General features: G+C 45.0%; 14 protein-coding genes. All 14 read right to left on the reverse strand.

Annotation, left to right across the window (positions count from 1 at the left end; all coding sequences use genetic code 11):
* Positions 1-324 precede the first annotated feature (324 nt).
* The 14 genes from AB5443_RS07270 to AB5443_RS07335 all read right to left on the reverse strand — a co-directional run bounded on the left by AB5443_RS07270 (position 325) and on the right by AB5443_RS07335 (position 18,577).
* Positions 325-1,260, reverse strand: coding sequence for a glycosyl hydrolase family 18 protein (locus tag AB5443_RS07270; RefSeq protein WP_277131566.1), 936 nt, complete (start codon positions 1,258-1,260; stop codon positions 325-327).
* A gap of 167 nt (positions 1,261-1,427) precedes the next feature.
* Complete coding sequence (locus tag AB5443_RS07275; RefSeq protein WP_277131565.1) at positions 1,428-3,068, reverse strand: DUF1735 domain-containing protein; 1,641 nt, start codon at positions 3,066-3,068, stop codon at positions 1,428-1,430.
* A gap of 41 nt (positions 3,069-3,109) precedes the next feature.
* Positions 3,110-4,057, reverse strand: a complete 948-nt coding sequence (locus AB5443_RS07280) for a glycoside hydrolase family 18 (RefSeq protein ID WP_277131564.1) — start codon at positions 4,055-4,057, stop codon at positions 3,110-3,112.
* Positions 4,058-4,084: 27 nt separating this feature from the next.
* Positions 4,085-5,683, reverse strand: a complete 1,599-nt coding sequence (locus AB5443_RS07285; protein ID WP_277131563.1) for a RagB/SusD family nutrient uptake outer membrane protein — start codon at positions 5,681-5,683, stop codon at positions 4,085-4,087.
* A gap of 4 nt (positions 5,684-5,687) precedes the next feature.
* A complete protein-coding gene (locus tag AB5443_RS07290; RefSeq protein ID WP_277131562.1) occupies positions 5,688-9,041 on the reverse strand; it encodes a TonB-dependent receptor in 3,354 nt (1,117 codons plus the stop codon).
* Positions 9,042-9,239: 198 nt separating this feature from the next.
* Positions 9,240-10,226, reverse strand: coding sequence for a FecR family protein (locus AB5443_RS07295; protein ID WP_022137145.1), 987 nt, complete (start codon positions 10,224-10,226; stop codon positions 9,240-9,242).
* Positions 10,227-10,281: 55 nt separating this feature from the next.
* Positions 10,282-10,839, reverse strand: a complete 558-nt coding sequence (locus AB5443_RS07300) for an RNA polymerase sigma-70 factor (RefSeq protein ID WP_044654176.1) — start codon at positions 10,837-10,839, stop codon at positions 10,282-10,284.
* 191 nt (positions 10,840-11,030) lie between these two features.
* Positions 11,031-12,347 carry an L-fucose:H+ symporter permease gene (gene fucP / locus AB5443_RS07305; RefSeq protein WP_277131560.1) on the reverse strand — a complete coding sequence of 439 codons (1,317 nt, stop codon included), beginning with the start codon at positions 12,345-12,347 and terminating at the stop codon, positions 11,031-11,033.
* An 18-nt stretch (positions 12,348-12,365) separates the two neighbouring features.
* Positions 12,366-12,758: an L-rhamnose mutarotase gene (locus AB5443_RS07310; RefSeq protein ID WP_044654178.1), complete on the reverse strand. Its 393-nt coding sequence runs from the start codon at positions 12,756-12,758 to the stop codon at positions 12,366-12,368.
* 6 nt (positions 12,759-12,764) lie between these two features.
* On the reverse strand, positions 12,765-14,195 hold the full coding sequence (locus AB5443_RS07315) for a rhamnulokinase family protein (RefSeq protein WP_277131559.1): 1,431 nt from the start codon (positions 14,193-14,195) through the stop codon (positions 12,765-12,767).
* Between the two features lie 18 nt (positions 14,196-14,213).
* Entirely contained in the window at positions 14,214-14,852 is a 639-nt protein-coding gene (locus tag AB5443_RS07320; RefSeq protein WP_022137141.1) for a class II aldolase/adducin family protein, read from the reverse strand.
* A 157-nt stretch (positions 14,853-15,009) separates the two neighbouring features.
* Complete coding sequence (gene fucI, locus AB5443_RS07325) at positions 15,010-16,785, reverse strand: L-fucose isomerase (protein ID WP_022137140.1); 1,776 nt, start codon at positions 16,783-16,785, stop codon at positions 15,010-15,012.
* A 68-nt stretch (positions 16,786-16,853) separates the two neighbouring features.
* Complete coding sequence (locus tag AB5443_RS07330; RefSeq protein WP_022137139.1) at positions 16,854-17,849, reverse strand: GntR family transcriptional regulator; 996 nt, start codon at positions 17,847-17,849, stop codon at positions 16,854-16,856.
* A 176-nt stretch (positions 17,850-18,025) separates the two neighbouring features.
* Positions 18,026-18,577, reverse strand: coding sequence for a 30S ribosomal protein S16 (locus AB5443_RS07335; protein ID WP_044654313.1), 552 nt, complete (start codon positions 18,575-18,577; stop codon positions 18,026-18,028).
* Positions 18,578-18,674 lie beyond the last annotated feature (97 nt).

Genomic DNA, 18,674 nt, shown 5'->3' on the forward strand with positions numbered 1-18,674 from the left:
ATCTTCTTTATGGTAGGTGGCATTTGCGCTATCCACCGACTTTGTTTTCAATCCTTCTTTCATGATTTCATTGCATTATTTTCAAGGTTTACAAAGTATGTTGTTTACTAGCCTTTGAGATATAAGGTAACCGGTCTGTACATCAATAGATGATTATGAATGGTTGTTTCTGAGTTTTGTTCTTTCGGACAGATTATTTTGAAAGTGCCATCTTTTAAGAATGCTCTCTGCAAAGACAGCACCTTCAAACATTTTTCTTTTCTATCCGATGCAACGGTCGTCCTAAGACTGAACCGTTGCATTGGATTTAGTTAGCGCATGACATTAATAGTCTTTCGGATGAGAAGTCCCTGTCCAGCTAACTGTCTTTCCGCCCCATACACGTGAAGCAAAGAGATTCATCTTTGCGGAAGCATCTGTGTTGCGTACATTGAACATCATGATTGCACCGGCGTCACCATAGTTTTGTGCACAACTTTGGATGTATCTGTCGGCAGGTCTGTTGTCTGTATAATGTATTGACATTCTTGCCCACTTGCTATTGGGGAATCCGGCAGGAGCAGGCTGATTGAAGCTAAAGTCCGGCCACATATAGTCGAGAGCATCCAAAGCATCTTGATTGAAGCCAACAGCATTACCAAAGCGGAAAGCCGTAATCAGTTTATTGGGCATCAATTCGCGTAAGCGTACAACCAACTGGCTAAAGATAGTGCCACTTTGTCCCGGAGTGCCGGATATTTTTCCATATTCGGCATACTCATCATCAAAGTCTACACCGTCAAGTCCATAAGTGGCAACGCAATCTGCTAGCTGCTGTGCGAACGAGTCAATCTGAGCGGAAGTCAGATTAGCAAAACCAATACCTGTATGGTCTCCCAATAGACCAAGCAACACCTTGATGCCTTTGTCTTGCAACGGACGTACCAATGTGTTTACATTAGCCAAAATATGACTTTGGTTGTTGTTGTGATACAACTCTACAGTTGTTTTCGTACCGCGAATGTTTGATGCGAACAGAATCACATGATCTACAACGTAGTCTTTCGGATCTGTACCGGTGAAGTAATACTCACCCATGTTCAACGGGTTGATGTCGTTGGTTTCAATGTACGTTGTCAGCTTTGGCGTTTTAGCTGATACACCACGAGTAACGGGAGTTTGAGCGTCTTGCGATGCTACTTCCATGTCCACGTCATTGCTGCAATTAGCAATGAACAAACCCAAAAACAAAGTTGCAAAAAGCTTAAAAAAAGTCTTCATAATTTTTATTTTTTAAGATTAATAATTATCAGTTCTTGGCTGCCACGTACTTTCTGTTTTATTGTAATACTCCTCCTAGCTGTATAATTAGAACTTAGTAACGCAGTCTGTTGCAGCTTAAACTGTTTTGTTAGTTTTTCTATATTTTGCAAGTGATTATTGTTAATTTACCAATCTTTTAAGTAGGGATTGTTATCAGCACCCGTACCTAGAGCCGAGTTCAAATACCCTCCATAATACATTACAAGCCCCCAAGAAATATTATCCATAGTAAAGTCCCATCCATCACCATCATCCATAAATTGCATAAATCCATACGAATCCAACATATACTTAACCGCTCCCTCTCTATCACCATATTCTTGACCGATAAGGTCATCTCCGAAAACCAGAATGTTACTTTTTTTATTTCCTGCTGATTTCCATTGAGCGATAATTTCTGCTGCAGGTGTACCCATTTCCTCAGAATGAGTGTTAGGATAACGTGGTATATTTACGCTCCCGTAAGAAGAAGCATCCAGTCCGGCAATAGACCTACGTGTATATTGGCTGTATTTTTGGGGGCTTCCATCTGAATTGGGGTTAATGATTTGCAATTCTTGTGTTGGTGAAAAATAACCGTGCCATACATAATCAAGGTATCTGCCCACTTCAATACCGCCACATTTATTGACGTCGTAGAAATATTCTGTAGCATCCCCTTTATCTACCAATGTCACTAGTTTCTCGGAGGGTAATACTTCGCGCAGTGCTTTTATCAGTCGAGGATATGAAGTCGTATTCCTTTCCGGCATTCCTGCTTTACCGTATTTACTATCTTCATCCCATAGGTTTACCCCGTCTAGATGGTAACGTTCTACCACATCTTTCACCTGTCGCGCAAAGTCTGTTATCTGTGTTTCGTTCATATTGCAGAAACCAATGCCTTTGCCGCCATTTTCAATACATATACAAACCTTGCGTTCATATTCCTGAAGGTGGCGGACATATTTATCTCTATGTTCTAACACATAAGATAGGTCGCTCCCTAATTGCAGCAACGCACGCTGGCTGGAAGCATCATAATCAATTGTTGCCCTTTTCAAGTTTATAATATTTCCTATACTATATAGAGGGGTAGGGAAGGTCATCATGTCATCTGCGTAGATTCCCCATCCCGCAACAATCGCGGGTTGATAGAACTCGGTATTTACATAGAATACCGAAGTCACATTAGGGAGTAGAGGCGGGATTTCTGTTATGGTACCGCCTGTTTCGGGTTCGCAAGTGGTAATCTTCTCCCGATAGCTTATTCTGTAATAGATTGTTTGTTTGCCTGTTGCGGCTTCCACTCCCGCAGGATTTTGTGTCAACGTGATAGCCAGTAAATAAATTGTTTCATGTTCCAGCCCTTCGGGAGAAAAAGTGACCCTGATATTCTCGGCAGTTTTCTTTCCCGCAGGTATGGTAAGTGAACCGTCACCTTCAAAGGTGACATTGGCAGCGGGAAATTCCTTCATTTCCGTATTGTGGTCAGTATTGTAGGCAGCTACCAGTTCAGGAGATGCGGTGGCTTTCACCGTAACATTCGCAGTGGCGGGCTTTGTCAGTGTATAGCCTATTTCATCGGTAGCCGGTTCGTCATCCTCATACATGAGAATGGTAATCATGTTGGAGAAAGTCTTTGTACTATATAACCGGCTTCCTACATTGTTCATTGGCGTTTCGTCCGGCAGTGAGCCGACGGTTTGAATAATGTCACTCTCCGTGCAGCTTGCCATTGCAGCCAGCAGCATCGAAAAAGCGAAGTATTTTATTGAGTTATTCATAAGTTTGAGTTTGTTAAATATTAATCATTTTCAGGTTTGTCTTACATGGACGGATTCATTGTTTGTATAGCTGTACGGCTAACCTGATAATCCATTTGTGCATGATAGTAATCGTCTCCTATAGCATATATGGCGAGTCCGCAAAGAGGACCGAGAGATACTACGCGATTGGTCATTTCCAACACGGCATCCTGCGGTTCCAGGTTTTCATCGTCCAGCACTAAGCCTATTTTAGCTGCTAATATTACTTTTTCTTTAGGTAAGGCATAAGTAGTTATAATCGCCGTGACGTGTAGTTTCAATCTTACGGCATCTTCTATATCGGCTGTGTTCAGTACGAGATAATTCAGTTTGCTTAGATCGGCAGCATCTACAAATGCAGGATCGCCCTCGAATACAAGTAACTTGCCCGTAGCCGACAGTTTGGAGACAATTTGCTTGGCAGCTTCCTTTTGTGCAGCCTGTTCGGCTTCCGAGCCTCCATAATTGAGTATCCCGTTGAAGGCAAAACCGTCCATGTTGAGTTCGGTTGCAGTAGCCACCGCTTTGTCCAACCAGGCATTCAGTGAAGCGGCATCAGTCAGTTCGGGTTGCTTTTGGGCATAATCCACCAGATAGAGCACACGGGTGCTTTTTTCCTGCAACATCGGGATGTCCTCACGGTCGAAAGAAGTCATATTTTCCGCATTTGCGAGTGTGACAATATCCAGTGAGTCGGGTAGTGAGCGAAGGAAATCGCCTTCATCCACGGGTGATTTGATTCCGTTGGCGAAGCTTGCATAAGTAATGTAATGCGGACGTTCCTTTTTGTAGACACGCAGCGATTCCAAATAGCGTGCCCACAGTTCCGGATTCTGGTCTTGGGCATGCTGATTGTCAATGCCGACTGTCTCTATGTCGTTCCAGTCACTACACGAGGCAGTCATGGCGAGAGCCAGCAACAGGAATAATCCGGTGAATAACTTCTTGATTGAGGTTTTCTTATTCATGGCTTTTCTTTTTAGGGTTCAATTTCTCTATTTTATTATATTGGGATTGCAGTCCCACCACAGGCGGATGTTGATTTCGTCTCCGCCCAACATCTGTACGGCTTCTTTCACATGTCCGCCGTCCAGACTATATTCTTCTGCCGGATACCTCAGGCGGCGGATACCCATATCGGTAAGTGCGGGAAATTTACTGTTATTGTTAACAATCGGCAGTCTTTTGGGATAGCCGGTGCGGCGATATTCACACCACGCCTCGATGCCGAGCGGATAGATGGCAATCCACTTCTGGGTGATAATGCGTTCGAGATTCTCTTCGAAATGGTCGCTTCCCGTGTCTGCGTTCCAAGCGATGGTGATAGTCGACGGGCTGTTGGTACTGTATTCTCCCAGTGGGTCGTTATATGCATCGGGAGTTAAACTTGTATTGCTGATATAAGCATCGGCTTCCGCTGCAACACCATGTTGCTCGAATGAGAGTGTTATCCCTTTCTCATAGAGGTTTTGGGCATTATCGCCCATAGCCCATCCGCGTAAAGCACCTTCCGCACGAAGGAAAGCCACTTCAGCGGCAGTCATCCATAAGTACGGGTCTTTCTCGGTCATCAGGCGGTTGGAATAGGTGTTGACCAATTGTTCGTCAGTGATTTTGGACGGTTGGATACCGATTCGTATTCCATAATAACCCGGCGTGTCTTCTCCTGCTCCTTGGGTGAAGTATTTGGGGCGGCGCGGGTCGTTATACCCGTTCATGTAGCAGACGATGTCCGCACCGATGCGATGGTCGTTCCAGTTGTTGAAGCAGAGTGCGGAACGGTTTTCTTCTACATGCATCATGGCGTTGTCGTTATTGTTTTCTATTACGCCCGCCGATACGGCAGTCTCGGCAATCCGTTGTACTTCCGTTTTCATCTCTGTGACATACGATAGACGTATTGCCATGCGTAGTTGGAGTGAATGAAGGTATTTGCGCCATTTACTTATGTCACCGTAATATACGTCGTCCTGCTTTTTTAAAGCGTCGGCATCAAGCGTGCTGTTTTCTTCCAGCACTTTGTCGGCTTCCTCCAGTTCTTTGAACATCTGCAGGTAGACCTCCTTTTGCGAATCATATTTTGCGCTCAGTTCGTCGGCTGTCTCGTTCTGTGCAATGATGTTGCTGTAGGGGATGGGGCCGAACATATCGGTGGTACGGTGCATGATGGCCACACGCAACACTTTAGCGATGGCTTGGGGGACAGGGATGTCTTCCAGTTTCATCAGTTTCCGGTAACTGGGGTAAGTATTGATAATCGGGGTGGAGTAGGCTCCTTTCAGCCAGTCCGACTTGGGATTGTAGGTAGAATACTTTTCTCCCCATCCCGTTCGTGTCTCACAGAAGTACCCGCCATACGCGCCGCCGCACATGGCTTCCATAAACTGGTAGAGATGTTCCTGCGTAGGGACTACCTGGGCTTCAAGCGTTTTTAGATTGGAACCGACCACGTAGTTGTCACGTCCCATCTCCTCCAGCGTCGTTTCAAATGGATTCCGGTTGATGTAGTTGTCCATACAGCCGCCCAAGCTGAATAGTGCAGTCAGGGCAACCGCTACACGGGTTATACCTTTCGAATATTTCATGTCTTTCATCGTTTTAGAAGTTTATCTTAATGTTAAATCCGATGTTCCGGCTGCTCGGCATCATAAAATAATCTATCCCTTGATAGAAATTACCTGTGCTTGCCACAGCTTCGGGGTCGAATGGCGCCTTGTTGTATATCATCCAGAGATTCCTGCCTACCAGTGACAGGTTGATATCACATATATTGTTCAGCCACCGGCGGGGAATGGTGTAGCCGATACGTGCTTCCTGCAAGCGGACGTTCGTTGCGCTGTAGGTATAGTACTGGGGCAGGCCGCTGGAAGTGGCAATCGTTTCGAACCATTTCTGTGAGTCTATCAGGCTGCGCCCGTTAATCATAATTCCTCCGGCATCGCGGGCTACCGCTGTTCTCTCGGATACTCCGTATTCGTCCATTGCGGCTTGGGTAGCAGAATATACGATACCTCCGATACGGGCGGAAACGAGGAATGCTACCTGAATGCCTTTATAAGAGAAAGTGTTATTCCACGCCAGATTGGCTCTTGGAAATACGCAGCCCAACTTGATGTCATTCATATTGTCGGCTTTAGCAATATTGCCGTTGTTGTCTACTTGTATCATGCCTTTGTCGTCACGCACCAAGTCCGACTGGGTGTACAAGTCGCCCAAGGAACCTCCTTCTTTCAGTATGAACTTAGCTTGTGCCAGACCTCGTCCGTCCGACGGTTTCAGTTCAAGACGGTCTTTATTGATAATAGCACCTGTTTCGGGATGTACGTAGTCCTTTACCAACTCGATAAGCTTGTTCTTGTTGGATGAGAAAGTAAATCCGCTGTCCCATCTGAAATCGTTCCAGGTGTGTCCGTAGCTTAACATTCCCTCGATACCTACATTGCGTACGAATCCGGTTTGTACATATAGCTTGTCATAGCCGGAAGATACAGGAATCTGCGGGTCGAATGTCTGGTTGTACGTGTTGGAATAGTAAAACGAGGCGCTCAACTTGAAATCACGCAGCAAGGTTGCATCCACACCCACTTCCCAGGAATTGGTACGTTCGGGATAGAGGGTTCCGATGGGATAATTGGATTTTTCTTTCCATTGCTGTGTGGTGGCATCGTAGGGATGAGTCGGAATGGTCAGATAGCGCGGATAGGGCGAGCCTACGGAACTGTATGAACCACGCACTTTAAGATAAGTGACCCATTCGGGCAATTTTGCCATTTCCGTGATGACTGCCGACAGACCTACAGACGGATAGAAGAAAGAGGGTTGGGTAGTTCCGTAAATCTGTGAAGCCCAGTCGTTGCGTCCTGTCAGGGTAAGATAAAGCATGCTTTTCCAACCTACTTCCGCGCTGGCGAATATGGATTGTGTCAATTCTTCCCAAGCTACCTGTGTGGCGCGTTTCTTCACGTTGTCGAGGTCGTACACATTGAATACGTTAGGGATTCCGTTGTCTTGTATAGGGCCGCCGTAACCTAATGCATAACTGGTGTTGCGGCTTAAGCTGGCACCCAGGTTGACTACGAGAGTGAAATCATTTATACGTTTGTTGACATTTGCCAGAAAGTCAGCGTAGGTTTGCGTCGTTTCGGTTTTCTCGATGGTATAATGTCCCTGAGTACCGCCATCGGTCAGGGTGGCGATGGTGCCGGCATATAGCATCTGTTCATAGGTGTTGTTGGAGTTGTCTACGCGGATACGTCCTGACAAACTCAACCAGTCGAGTACGTTGTACGTAAGTCCGGTGGATAACATATAGCGTTTTTTGTTATTTTCGCGCAGGTTGCGGTAGGCAATCCAGTAGGGGTTCTGCATACGGAGATTTCCTTCATCTTGCGGCCAGTAAGGCAGGTTGATTTTGCGTGCATCGTTCCAACGCTCAAATATTTTAGTAAGTGAAAAATCATCGCTGCGAGGGAACAGGTAAACCGGCACAATCGGATTGGAATATACTCCCTGATTGGTCATGTTACGGTCATTCTGGATAATGTAGCTTGCTCCGACATCGAGTTTCATACGGTCGTCGAGGAAGCTGGTTGTGTTTCGGAAAGTGAAATTATATCTGTTATACCTATTGTTGGGAACCATTCCTTCCGAGTTGGTTGCCGCTGCCGAGAAAAATGTCTGATTCTTATCCGTTCCTGTAGAGAGGGTTACCGAGTTGGTATATACTGCTCCAGTCTCGAAGAAATCAACGGGTTCATAACCTGTACGGCTGGCTTGATTTAGCAGGGGACCCCAACTGAGCGTTGACGAACCGTTGGCTTTGCCATGACTACCCGTACCATAGCGGTTCTGGAACTCAGGCATGATAAAAGGTTTCATCCAGTCGATGCCGCTGGATACACTGGCTTGCAACTTGCCGATTTTTCCTTTTTTAGTGGTGACTACGATAGCTCCATTAGCGGCGTTACTGCCGTATAAAGCTGCTGCTGCCGCACCCGTCAGTACGGATATGCTCTCGATGTCTTCGGGATTGATGTCGGCTATTGCTTCCGTTTCACCTTTCGAACCGAATTCGGTAGAACCGCCGCCTCCGAAATTGAACATCGGAATACCGTCGATGACATACAGCGCATTACTGCTCTGTTCGATGGACTTTGTACCACGCATCACCACTTTACTGGCTCCACCTACACCGGAAGAGCTACTGTTAATAGTAACGCCGGCCACTTTACCGTTAAGGCTATTGACGAAATTGGCATCTTTGATTTCTGTCAATTGGTCGGCATTTACTTGCTGGACATTATAACTTAATGCCTTCTGTTCGCGTTTGATACCGAGTGCCGTTACCACTACTTCATTTAATTGCTTGGTGTCACTCTGCAATTTTACCTCATAAGCATTCTTATCTGTTATTTTCACTGTTTGAGATGTATATCCCACATAAGTGAAACTTAATGTGTTGCCTTGAGATGCTGAGATTGTGAAGTTACCATCAATGTCAGTGATTGCTCCTTCAGAACTACCTACCACTTTGATGTTTACTCCGATTAACGGTTCATTGCTCTCGTCAACAACCTTTCCTGTCACTTTTTTGACAGGAGACACTTTTGAGTTGTTGTCCTGAATAATCATAATATATTTTCCTTTGAACTGATAAGTGAACCCGCTACCTTTGAGTATTTGTGCAAGGGCGTTCTCTATTGTTGCAATTCGTAGGTCGAGATTTAAGACCGGCTTGTTTTTTAATTGGGAATCGTTGAATCCGACAGAGTAGTCGGATTGTCTTTCTACTTCTTTTAGTGCCTCTATTATAGATATGTTTTTCTTTTGAATCGTAATCTTGGCACTGCTTTGCGCAAAGGTGGATGTCTGCATCAGTAACAAACAGAAAAAAAGTATAAAACTTCTTCCCTTTGCTGTTTGGTTTACTATAAATTCATAAATTTGTAGCATTTTCTTAGTATTAGGTTATTAAACTAATTTAAATCACACTAGTTAGAGTAAAACTCTAATATTGAGAATCTTGATTTCATATCCGGGATAGAGTTCGGGCTCTGTTCCGGATACTTTTTTGCATGTCTGTAAAGGGTTAAAAAGGTTAGCCTATTATTGTTGTTTGTTTTTACTGTATTTTGATTCCGGAGTTATTTGTTATTTGGGAATCAGGTAACAGCGACCCTCTTTTATTTTGTAGTCCATCTGACCGACTACATTAACTATCACATCCATTACTTCCGATAGCGTTGCCTGGTCTTTAAAACGGAAACTATACTTGTCTTCTTTCAAACTCTTAAGCTGATACTCAAATGTATATGGGTATTTTCGTTCGAGCACCGTGATGATGTCTTTTACACTCATTTCCCTGAATACAAGCTCGCCATGTTGCCAGGCTGTTACGTCTTTCATATCGGGATTGCTCAGACTGTAGTGGCGGGTGTGCTTGTTATATGCCAACTGTTCGTTTGGCTTCAGAATCATTTGAGAGTTTAGCTCGTTATATTCCACGAGCACACTTCCCGAAATCAAGGTTGCCGCTACTATCGGATTCTCGGGGTATGCGGCTACATTGAATTCTGTTCCCAATGCTGTTACCTGAAAGTCGTTCGACTTGACGATAAACGGGTGTTTCTTGTCCGGCTTCACTTTGAAATTGGCTTCACCGATCAGGAATACACTACGGTCTTTGCCTGTAAATTCCTGCGGATATAATAGGGTGCTTTGTGAATTCAGTTGCACTTTGGTACCGTCGGGCAAGGTGAGAGACCGCATTTCTGCTGTCGGGATGTATTGCTGTAGTAAATTGGGTTCCGCATCTTTTCCTATGGTGGAAAGATAAACGGAAGAAGCAGCTACTATAAAGAATACGGCTGCGGCTGCCTGCCAAATATGGATGGGGCGGATTCTGCGTTCTTTCCGTACGGAAGGAATGCCTGCATTCTTTCTTAATTGCTCGTATGAACGGTGTATGTTTGGAGCAGGTTCCTGCTTTAAGGCTTCTTCCCAAAGGTTTTGTAATGCCTCGTCTTTTTCGGAAAGATGTTCCTTGTCTACCAACCATCTGTAGAATTCTTGCCCGGTAGATTCCGGATATTCATGTCCGGTAAATAAGGTCAGTATTTTCTGAAAATAATTCTTCATTTATGCTATTTATTAGGGTGTTACATAAATAGCACACTTGAAGCGGACGAACTACTTACACGAAATGGAAAAAAAATGCAATAAAAATGATTTTTTTTAATTCGAGCATGGTACGGTATATCTGATGCTCTACTGTACGGACGGAAATGTTCAGTTTTTCGGCAATCTCCTGATTGCTCATATTCTTAAAGCGGCTTAACACGAAGATTTCTCTCCGGCGTTCGGGAAGGCGGCTCAGGACAAGGCGTACCAATAATTCCGCTTCCTTATAATAGATGGGTTCGAGTGTGTCATCTGTTTGGAAAAGTTCCTCGATGAGGCTTTTCTCGATTACACTTTCTTGATATTCTTCTACTATTCTCTTGTGTTTGATGAAGTTGATGGTAATGTGTTTGGTCATGGCAAAGATATAATTGGATATCTCTGCGCTATCCCGGTCGGTCCATATTTGCGGTTGTGTCCATAATTTTGTGAAAACGTCCTGAGTAATATCTTCCGCGTCCGCTTCGGATTTCAGGAGCATAAGGGCGAAGTATTTCACCGCCGAATAGTATCCGGAGAATATTGTTTCGAATTGATGTGCTAAAAGTATGTCGTTTTGTTTCTGGGTCATTGGGTTAACAAATTGTTGGAAACTGAATGACAAATGTAGAGAAATAAATTGAGATACAAAGAAAAAAAGAATTGTTTCTTAAAAAAGGGAAAATAAAATAGTGACGCTATCCGCTGCGGATGGCGTCACTATATGAGTGGGATAGTGACGGTATCACGAGTGGATAGCGTCACTATTTTTAAGTCTGTTTTTTACCAGTTTCTTTTCAGTGTACGATAACCGTAACCGCTAATCACAAGGAAGCAGATAAAGGGCAAAATGAATGAAACATTGACGGCAGGCAGACATCCGATTTCTTTCATGTCAATGATGCATGCTTGCAGCGGGGGAAGAATAGAACCGCCAAGAATGGCCATGATAAGGCCGGCTGCACCGAATTTGGCGTCGTCTCCCATGCCTTTCAGCGCAATGCCGTAAATGGTGGGGAACATTAGTGACATACAGGCGGAAACTGCAACCAGGCAGTAGAGCCCGAAGATATTCTGAAGGAAGATGGTACCTAATGTGAACATACCACCGAAGATGGCAAGTATCATCAGTAACTTTCCGGCATTGAGATAACGCAGGATGAAGGTACAGATGAAGCGGCTGATACAGAAGATAACCATGGCTATGATGTTATATTGCTGCGAGAGGACTTCAGCGCTCTTCTCATCCATTCCGAATTCCGGTGACATAAACAGGCGTGTGCCGTATTGGATAATGAAAGTCCAGCACATGATTTGCGCGCCTACATAGAAGAATTGGGCAATCACCCCTTCGCGATAACGTGTTTCGGTGAAGATACGTTTTAATGTCGGGAAGAAGTCTATTTTGTGATTCTGATCTCCGTTCTTCGGCATTTTGATAAACCGGATCAGGAGTAACATGGCTACGATGACCAGCCCGATAATAAGATAAGGGGCAATCAGGACGGCGAGGTCGCTTTCCTTGATAGCTTGAAATTCACTGTCGTTGAGCAGGGCGCGGTCGGCGGTATCCATCGGGTGCAGCTTGGCTTGGATAAATTGCATGGCTACATACATTCCGAGGAGCGAACCCATCGGATTGAAGGACTGCGCGAGGTTCAGGCGGCGGGTGGCAGTCTCTTCCGTTCCCATAGAGAGGATATACGGATTACAGCTCGTTTCCAGGAAGGAGAGTCCGCAGGTAAGGATAAAGTAGGCTATCAGAAACGGGTAATATTCTCCCGTCATTTTAGCGGGGAAGAATAAGAAGGCTCCGAAAGCATACAAGCCAAGTCCTAAAAGAACACCGGCTTTATAAGAATATTTGCGGATGAACATGGCGGCAGGAAAAGCCATCGCAAAATATCCGCCATAGAAAGCTACCTGTACCAATGCACCATCGGTAGCGCTCATTCGGAAGATTTTAGAAAATGCCTTCACCATCGGATTGGTAATATCGTTTGCAAATCCCCATAACGCAAAACAAGAGGTAATGAGAATAAAGGGTATAAGATAACTGATGCCATCTTTTGAGATAATGGACTGCTTAGTGTGTTTCATGGTCGTTCTTGATATTTTTTAGGTATTATATAAGTGGAACATTCTTTCCATCGGTTTCCATTTTTCCGCGGAACTCATTCCGGGATCGGCTTGCTGGAATATAGCCATGTATTCTTCCCATTCCTGTTGGCGGGGAAGAGTGTTCAGACGTGCCATTGCCGTGTCCCAGTCAAAGTCGACGGGAGTTTCGACAATCATAAACAGGCGGGTGCCGAGAATGTAGATTTCCATTTCGAGGATGCCTACTTCCCGGATGCCGGCAAGGATTTCAGGCCACGCTTCCGTTTCGCTGTGCCTTTTGCGATATTCAGCTATTAATTCCGGGGAATCGCGCAAATCGAGCGTTTGGCAGTAACGTTTGACGGGAACGTTGTAAGATTGAACCTGATAACCGGTTTTGGATGTTTCCATATGCTTCTATTTTTTAGGATAATATACTTGCGGTGTAACGCTGTGAGTGACAATTTCTCTTAATTCACGAAGATCGGCAATCTCACCTTTTGCCATGGCTTGCGTCAGGATGTTTCCTATCGCAGTAGCTTCTACCGGGCCGGCATATACGGGAATACCGAGTTCGTCGGCTGTCAGTTGATTGAGAAGTTTATTTTGCGAACCACCGCCGATGATGTTCAGTTGGCGGATCGGGGAGGGGAGACAACGGTTAAGCTGTTCTACTGCCTGTCGATATTTGAAGGCTAATGATTGGAGCACACATTTCACCATTTCTGCCTTATGCCGGGGAATCTGAAGTTTATGTTCCCGACAATAATCGGTGAGGGCAGTCTCCATATTTTCAGGGTTCATAAATACTGCGTCATCTACCGGGATGATAGTGTCGATTTCTGCTTCAGCGGCTTGCGGAATGATGATATCGTAGTCTTGTTCTTCGCCACGCGCTTTCCATTCATTCATCAGGCGTTGCAGAATCCACAATCCCGTGATATTTTGCAAGAACCGGATACGTCCTCCCACACCGCCTTCATTGGTGAATTGAGCCTGGCGTGCTTCTTCTGTCAATATAGGTTCGTCTACTTCGACTCCTAACAGTGACCAGGTGCCGGAACTTAGGAATGCGATGGGATATTCCGTAGCAGGAACGGCTGCCACAGCGCTTGCTGTGTCATGGGAACCTACCGCAATGACATCTACAGAACCTAATCCAGTTTCCCGGGCAATATCCTCTTTGAGTGTTCCTCTGATTGTTCCCGGGAAGATGATTTCTCCGAACAGATGTTCAGGAAGTCCGAGAGTGCGGATGGTAGATGTAGACCAGTTTCGCCGGCGTGCATCAAGCAATTCGGATGTAGAGGCGATGCAATATTCGTTGTTGGCTACTCCTGTCAGGAAATAGCTGAAAAGGTCGGGCATGAATAAGAGCTGACGGGCAACGTCCAGTTGCACCTCTTGATTCAGTTTCATACTGTATAGTTGGAACAGCGTGTTGATAGCCATCACCTGTATTCCGGTGTCGGCATAGTGTTGTTGTTCGTCTAAAGTCTTGAAGACTTCTGCCGGTATTCCGTCTGTCCGTGCATCCCGGTAACAAACCGGATTTCCCAGTAGATTTCCGTGTTTGTCAATCAGTCCGAAGTCTACTCCCCAAGTGTCAATACCGATTCCTTTGACGGCATATCCCTTTTGCACGGCTAGTTTTAATCCGGTTTTCATGTCCTCGAAGAGGGCAGGGAAGTCCCAGTAAATATGATTTCCGAGTTTAACCTGACGGTTCGGGAAACGGTGGACTTCTTCCAGTTCCAGCTTTCCTTGGTGAAGAAAGCCGGCGATAATTCGTCCGCTTCCTCCGCCAAAGTCTGCTGCCAGATATGTGTTTTTACAGATATTTTTCATGGTATGTATTCCCGGATACTATTTTGTTTTCTTTCCTAACACGTAGATCTCCAGGTCTTCTATTTCAGCCGGTGTCAGTACTGAATAATCACCGCCGGACTGGACGATAATGCGGCAAGCCATTTCGAAGAAGGTGGCACGTTCATAGACTTGGTCGAAGTCTTTTCCGCATACCACTTGTCCGTGGTTGGTCAGTAAGACGGAGTTGTGGTTTAACATCGCTTCCACTACTGCCTTGGCCAGTTCGGGGGAACCCGGACGGTAGTAAGGAATGATAGGAATCTCCGAACCTACATGACAGGGAATTTCTGCTGTTACGTTGAAATTAGTCGGCTTGTTTTTCATGCAGGAGATAGCTGTCGCATATTCCGACTGGAAGTGGAGAACCACATTGACGTCAGGGCGTTCGCGGAGAATACCCAGGTGAAAGGTGCTTTCCATGGAAGGTTTTACACCATTAGTCGGTGTTCCGCTTGCGATATTGCAGATGGAAACTTTCTCTTTGTAAAGGGTAGGAACCCAGGAACCAGTGCCGGAAATCAGAGCTTCTTCGCCGATTCGCCAGGACAGGTTGCCGCTACTGCAAAGCATCAGTTTTGCGTTTCCGTAGCGATGTGCTTGTTCGATGAACAGTTCGATATGTTCGTTGGTAATCATAATTGCAAAGATAAAAAAATATAATTAGGTGGTCGAAATTGTTTTTATTTAGACATAAGAACAAAAGAACATAAGGTCTGTGCTAATAAAGTTATTTATAGCCGTTTATTGAAGTTGTTTCATCTTTTGTCCTTATGTTCTTTTGTCTGAATTAAGATTATTTGTAGATAGGGCCGTAAGTGGTACAAGCTCTGTAATCCGCTCCTTCCTTGTCCATACCGAATGCATTCCATGCAGCCGGGCGGAAGATTTCGTTGTCTTCCACGTTGTGCATGCATACCGGAATGCGGAGCATGGAAGCAAGAGTGATCAAGTCCTGACCGATATGTCCGTAGCTGATAGCACCGTGATTAGCTCCCCAGTTATTCATTACTGAATATACATCTTTGAAAGCTGATTTGTCGCACAGACGGGGAACAAACCAAGTGGTAGGCCATGTCGGGTCGGTACGCATATTCAGTTTCTGATGGATTTCAGGGTCGATTTCAACAGTCCATCCTTCTGCGATTTGCAGGACGGGGCCAAGACCTTTAATCAGGTTCAGACGCATCATCGTGACAGGCATGCCGCCTTTTGACAGGAAGTTGGACGAGAAACCGCCGCCTCGGAAGTAGTCACGGTCTGCCGGATACCAGGTAGTTGCTTTCAGGCAGTTTTCTACATCTGCATCAGTCAGGTTCCATGGCTCTTTCATTACCGGATTGCCTTCTGCGTCAGATGATTGACCGGAGCCATCAAGAGTGGTTGCACCAGAGTTGATAAGGTGGATGATACCATTGGCTGCCAGACCTGTCAATTCTTTGCCGGTCACACGTTTTACGGCTTCAGGGCTCCAGTAAGTACGTACGTCGGAGAATATCTGTGCACGGTTGGTCAGCAGGTGTCCGAACAGCATAGCTACACCGTTGCAAGCATCGTTTTCGGTAGCTACAACGAATGCTTCGCGGATACCGTTCCAATCGAAAGAAGTATTGAGCAGAGCTTCGGGATAGTCACCGTTCGGATAGAAGTCTGTCCATTGGCGTTGTCCCTGGAAGCCGGCTGCGATGGCATTGTGTCCCAAAGCTTCTTCTTTGAATCCCATCTCTTTCAGTTTGGGGTTGCCAATCATCAGGTCGCGCATGATAATTGTCATTTTCACGATAAATTCCCAGTCAGCATCTTTCTGTTCACGGCTTTTGCGCTTTTCAGGGCGGTTCTTGAAGTCATCTCCCTCGTTTGCCTTGCAGTTTTTCTCTGTCCATGCCATTGCTTTCGCATATTCTTCGTGGTCGTAGATGCCTTCGTCCATACGGCGGATGATTTCTGTAAGGTCGATGGATTCGTTACGCATACCCAGATATTCCTGGAAGAAATCAGGATTAACGATTGAACCGGCGATACCCATAGATACGCTACCCATAGACAAGTAGGATTTACCTCTCATGGTGGCTACTGCCTGTGCGGCGCGTGCAAAACGAAGAATCTTTTCCGCTACATCTTCAGGAATGGTGTTGTCATCCAAATCTTGAACGTCATGTCCGTAGATGCCGAATGCAGGAAGACCTTTTTGTGCGTGTCCTGCCAATACGGCTGCCAAATATACAGCGCCCGGACGTTCTGTTCCGTTGAATCCCCAAACGGCTTTCGGGTAATGAGGGTTCATGTCCATCGTTTCAGCGCCATAACACCAGCAGGAAGTGACAGTGATAGTAGAGCCTACACCTTCTCTTTCGAACTTTTCAGCACAAGCCGCGCTTTCGGCCACACGACCGATAGTACTGTCGGCAATAACACATTCCACGGGACTTCCGTCACCGTTTCTCAGATTGCTGCTGATTAATTCGGCTACTGCTTTAGCCAGATTCATTGTCTTTTCTTCAAGGCTTTCACGAACGCCACCCTGGCGACCGTCGATAGTGGGACGAATCCCGATTTTCGGATACTTTTTCATGGTTTCTTTTTAATTATATAGTTAATTAATATCTGTGCTGAACTGTGCTGATTGGTTGGCAAAAAAAATTAGAGTGACTTTCGAAGTCTGACTTCAGTAGGCAGGTACTTCTGTATAGGCGTATCATTAAGGACGAAGTTTGCGGCTTCGTTTCCCATCATTTCCCAGTCGATACTCAATGAGGTGATTCCTTCATCAATAACTTCGTAAGAAGGAATATCATTGTATGCCAGCAGGCCGAAATCTTTTCCGCATTTCAGTCCTTCCAATCTTCCTTGTTTCACTGCCTTTACCACATCTTGTTGTTTGATGGCAATGTAGGCAGTTTCTTTTCGTACCACCAAATTTTCAATATCTTCCTGTATCTCATATAAGAATCCTTGTTCTTTGCAAAAGCGGATGAAATAATCTTTGCTGCTTTGCGGGTGCTTCAGTCCTTTGGAGAACAGGAAAACAATTTGGCGGTACTTGTGCATCCTTTCTTTCAGTGTCAATAATGCCTGATAGAATGATTCATCGAAGTCCTGGCAGATATAAAAATACTTGTTTTTCTGGAATTTGCCGAAGTCAAGTAGTAATAGTCTGGCAGGATTGATCTTGTTTAATGCCGTGCTGAATTTCTCATTATCGAAATTCATCACTATATATTTATTGTACTTTCCTATGGATTCACGGATGATGGTATTAAACAACCGTTCATTGTATTGATGGAACAGCAGGTCTACCTTATAATTGATAGGCAGATGCTTGACGAAACTGTTGTATAATGCTTCTTTAAACGGGGTGTATTGGTCGAGGAGCAGTAAAACATTTGTTACCTGACTCGTCACATAGTATCCTTTCCCGGGGGTGGAGTCAATCAGTCCCCGTTCGCGTAAATCAAGGAAGGCCTTGAATACCGTATCGCGCGATACCCCGTATTGTGCACTCAGCTGATTGATAGAAGGCAAAGAATCTCCTTCAAGAAATTCTTTCCTGGAAATAGCCTGGCTAAGTGTGTCCGCCAACTGCGTAACCTTGCTAGACTGCTGTCCGAATGTTGCTTTCCTATCAGTTCGTTTCATATTAGTTTTTATAAAGATAACTGTGCTGAACTATGCTGATGCAAAGAAAGGCATTTTATTCTGAATGAAACTAATTATTTACTATGTTTTATAGCATAAAATGAAAAAATCCCCTCCGGCGAACCGGAGAGGATTTATAGCTTTTTCCTGATTTCTTATTCGGAACCTGCCGAAAATTATTCAGCAGCAGCTTCTGTTGCAGGAGCTTCTTCAGCCGGAGCTGCAACTTCTTCTGCGGGTGCTTCAGCAGCAGCTTTTTCAGCAGCTTCAGCAGCTTTCTTTTCAGCGAGTGCTTTTGCTTTCACTTCGTTGATTTTCTTTTCTGCTTCCAGACGTGCTTTAGCTTCAGCTTTCTTTGCTTCGTCTTGTTTAGCCTTCAAAGCAGCCAGACCTGACTGTTTGTTGTTTTTCCAAGCTTCGAATTTAGCATCTGCTTCTGCTTCTCCGAATGCGCCTTTTGCTACACCGCCCATAAGATGTTTCTTCATGTAAACTCCTTCACGGGAAAGGATGTTACGTACAGTGTCGCTTGGTTGTGCACCTTTCAGTACCCATGCCAATGCAGCGTCGAAATTCAAATCTACTGTAGCAGGATTGGTGTTAGGGTTGTAAGTACCAATCTTCTCAATAAATTTACCATCACGTGGTGCTCTGCTGTCTGCAATTACAATTGAATAGAACGCGTAACTTTTACGTCCGTGTCTCTGCAATCTGATTCTAGTTGCCATTTTAAATAATTGTTTTTAATGATTGATTTGAATTATGCCATTATCTCGTAATAGCGGGCACAAAGATACGGCTTTTCTTTTGATTGACAAACATTTC

Origin of the sequence: Bacteroides sp. RTP21281st1_H5_RTP21281_210402 (genome assembly GCF_040918965.1) — a bacterium.
In the GTDB taxonomy this organism is placed as follows: domain Bacteria; phylum Bacteroidota; class Bacteroidia; order Bacteroidales; family Bacteroidaceae; genus Bacteroides; species Bacteroides congonensis.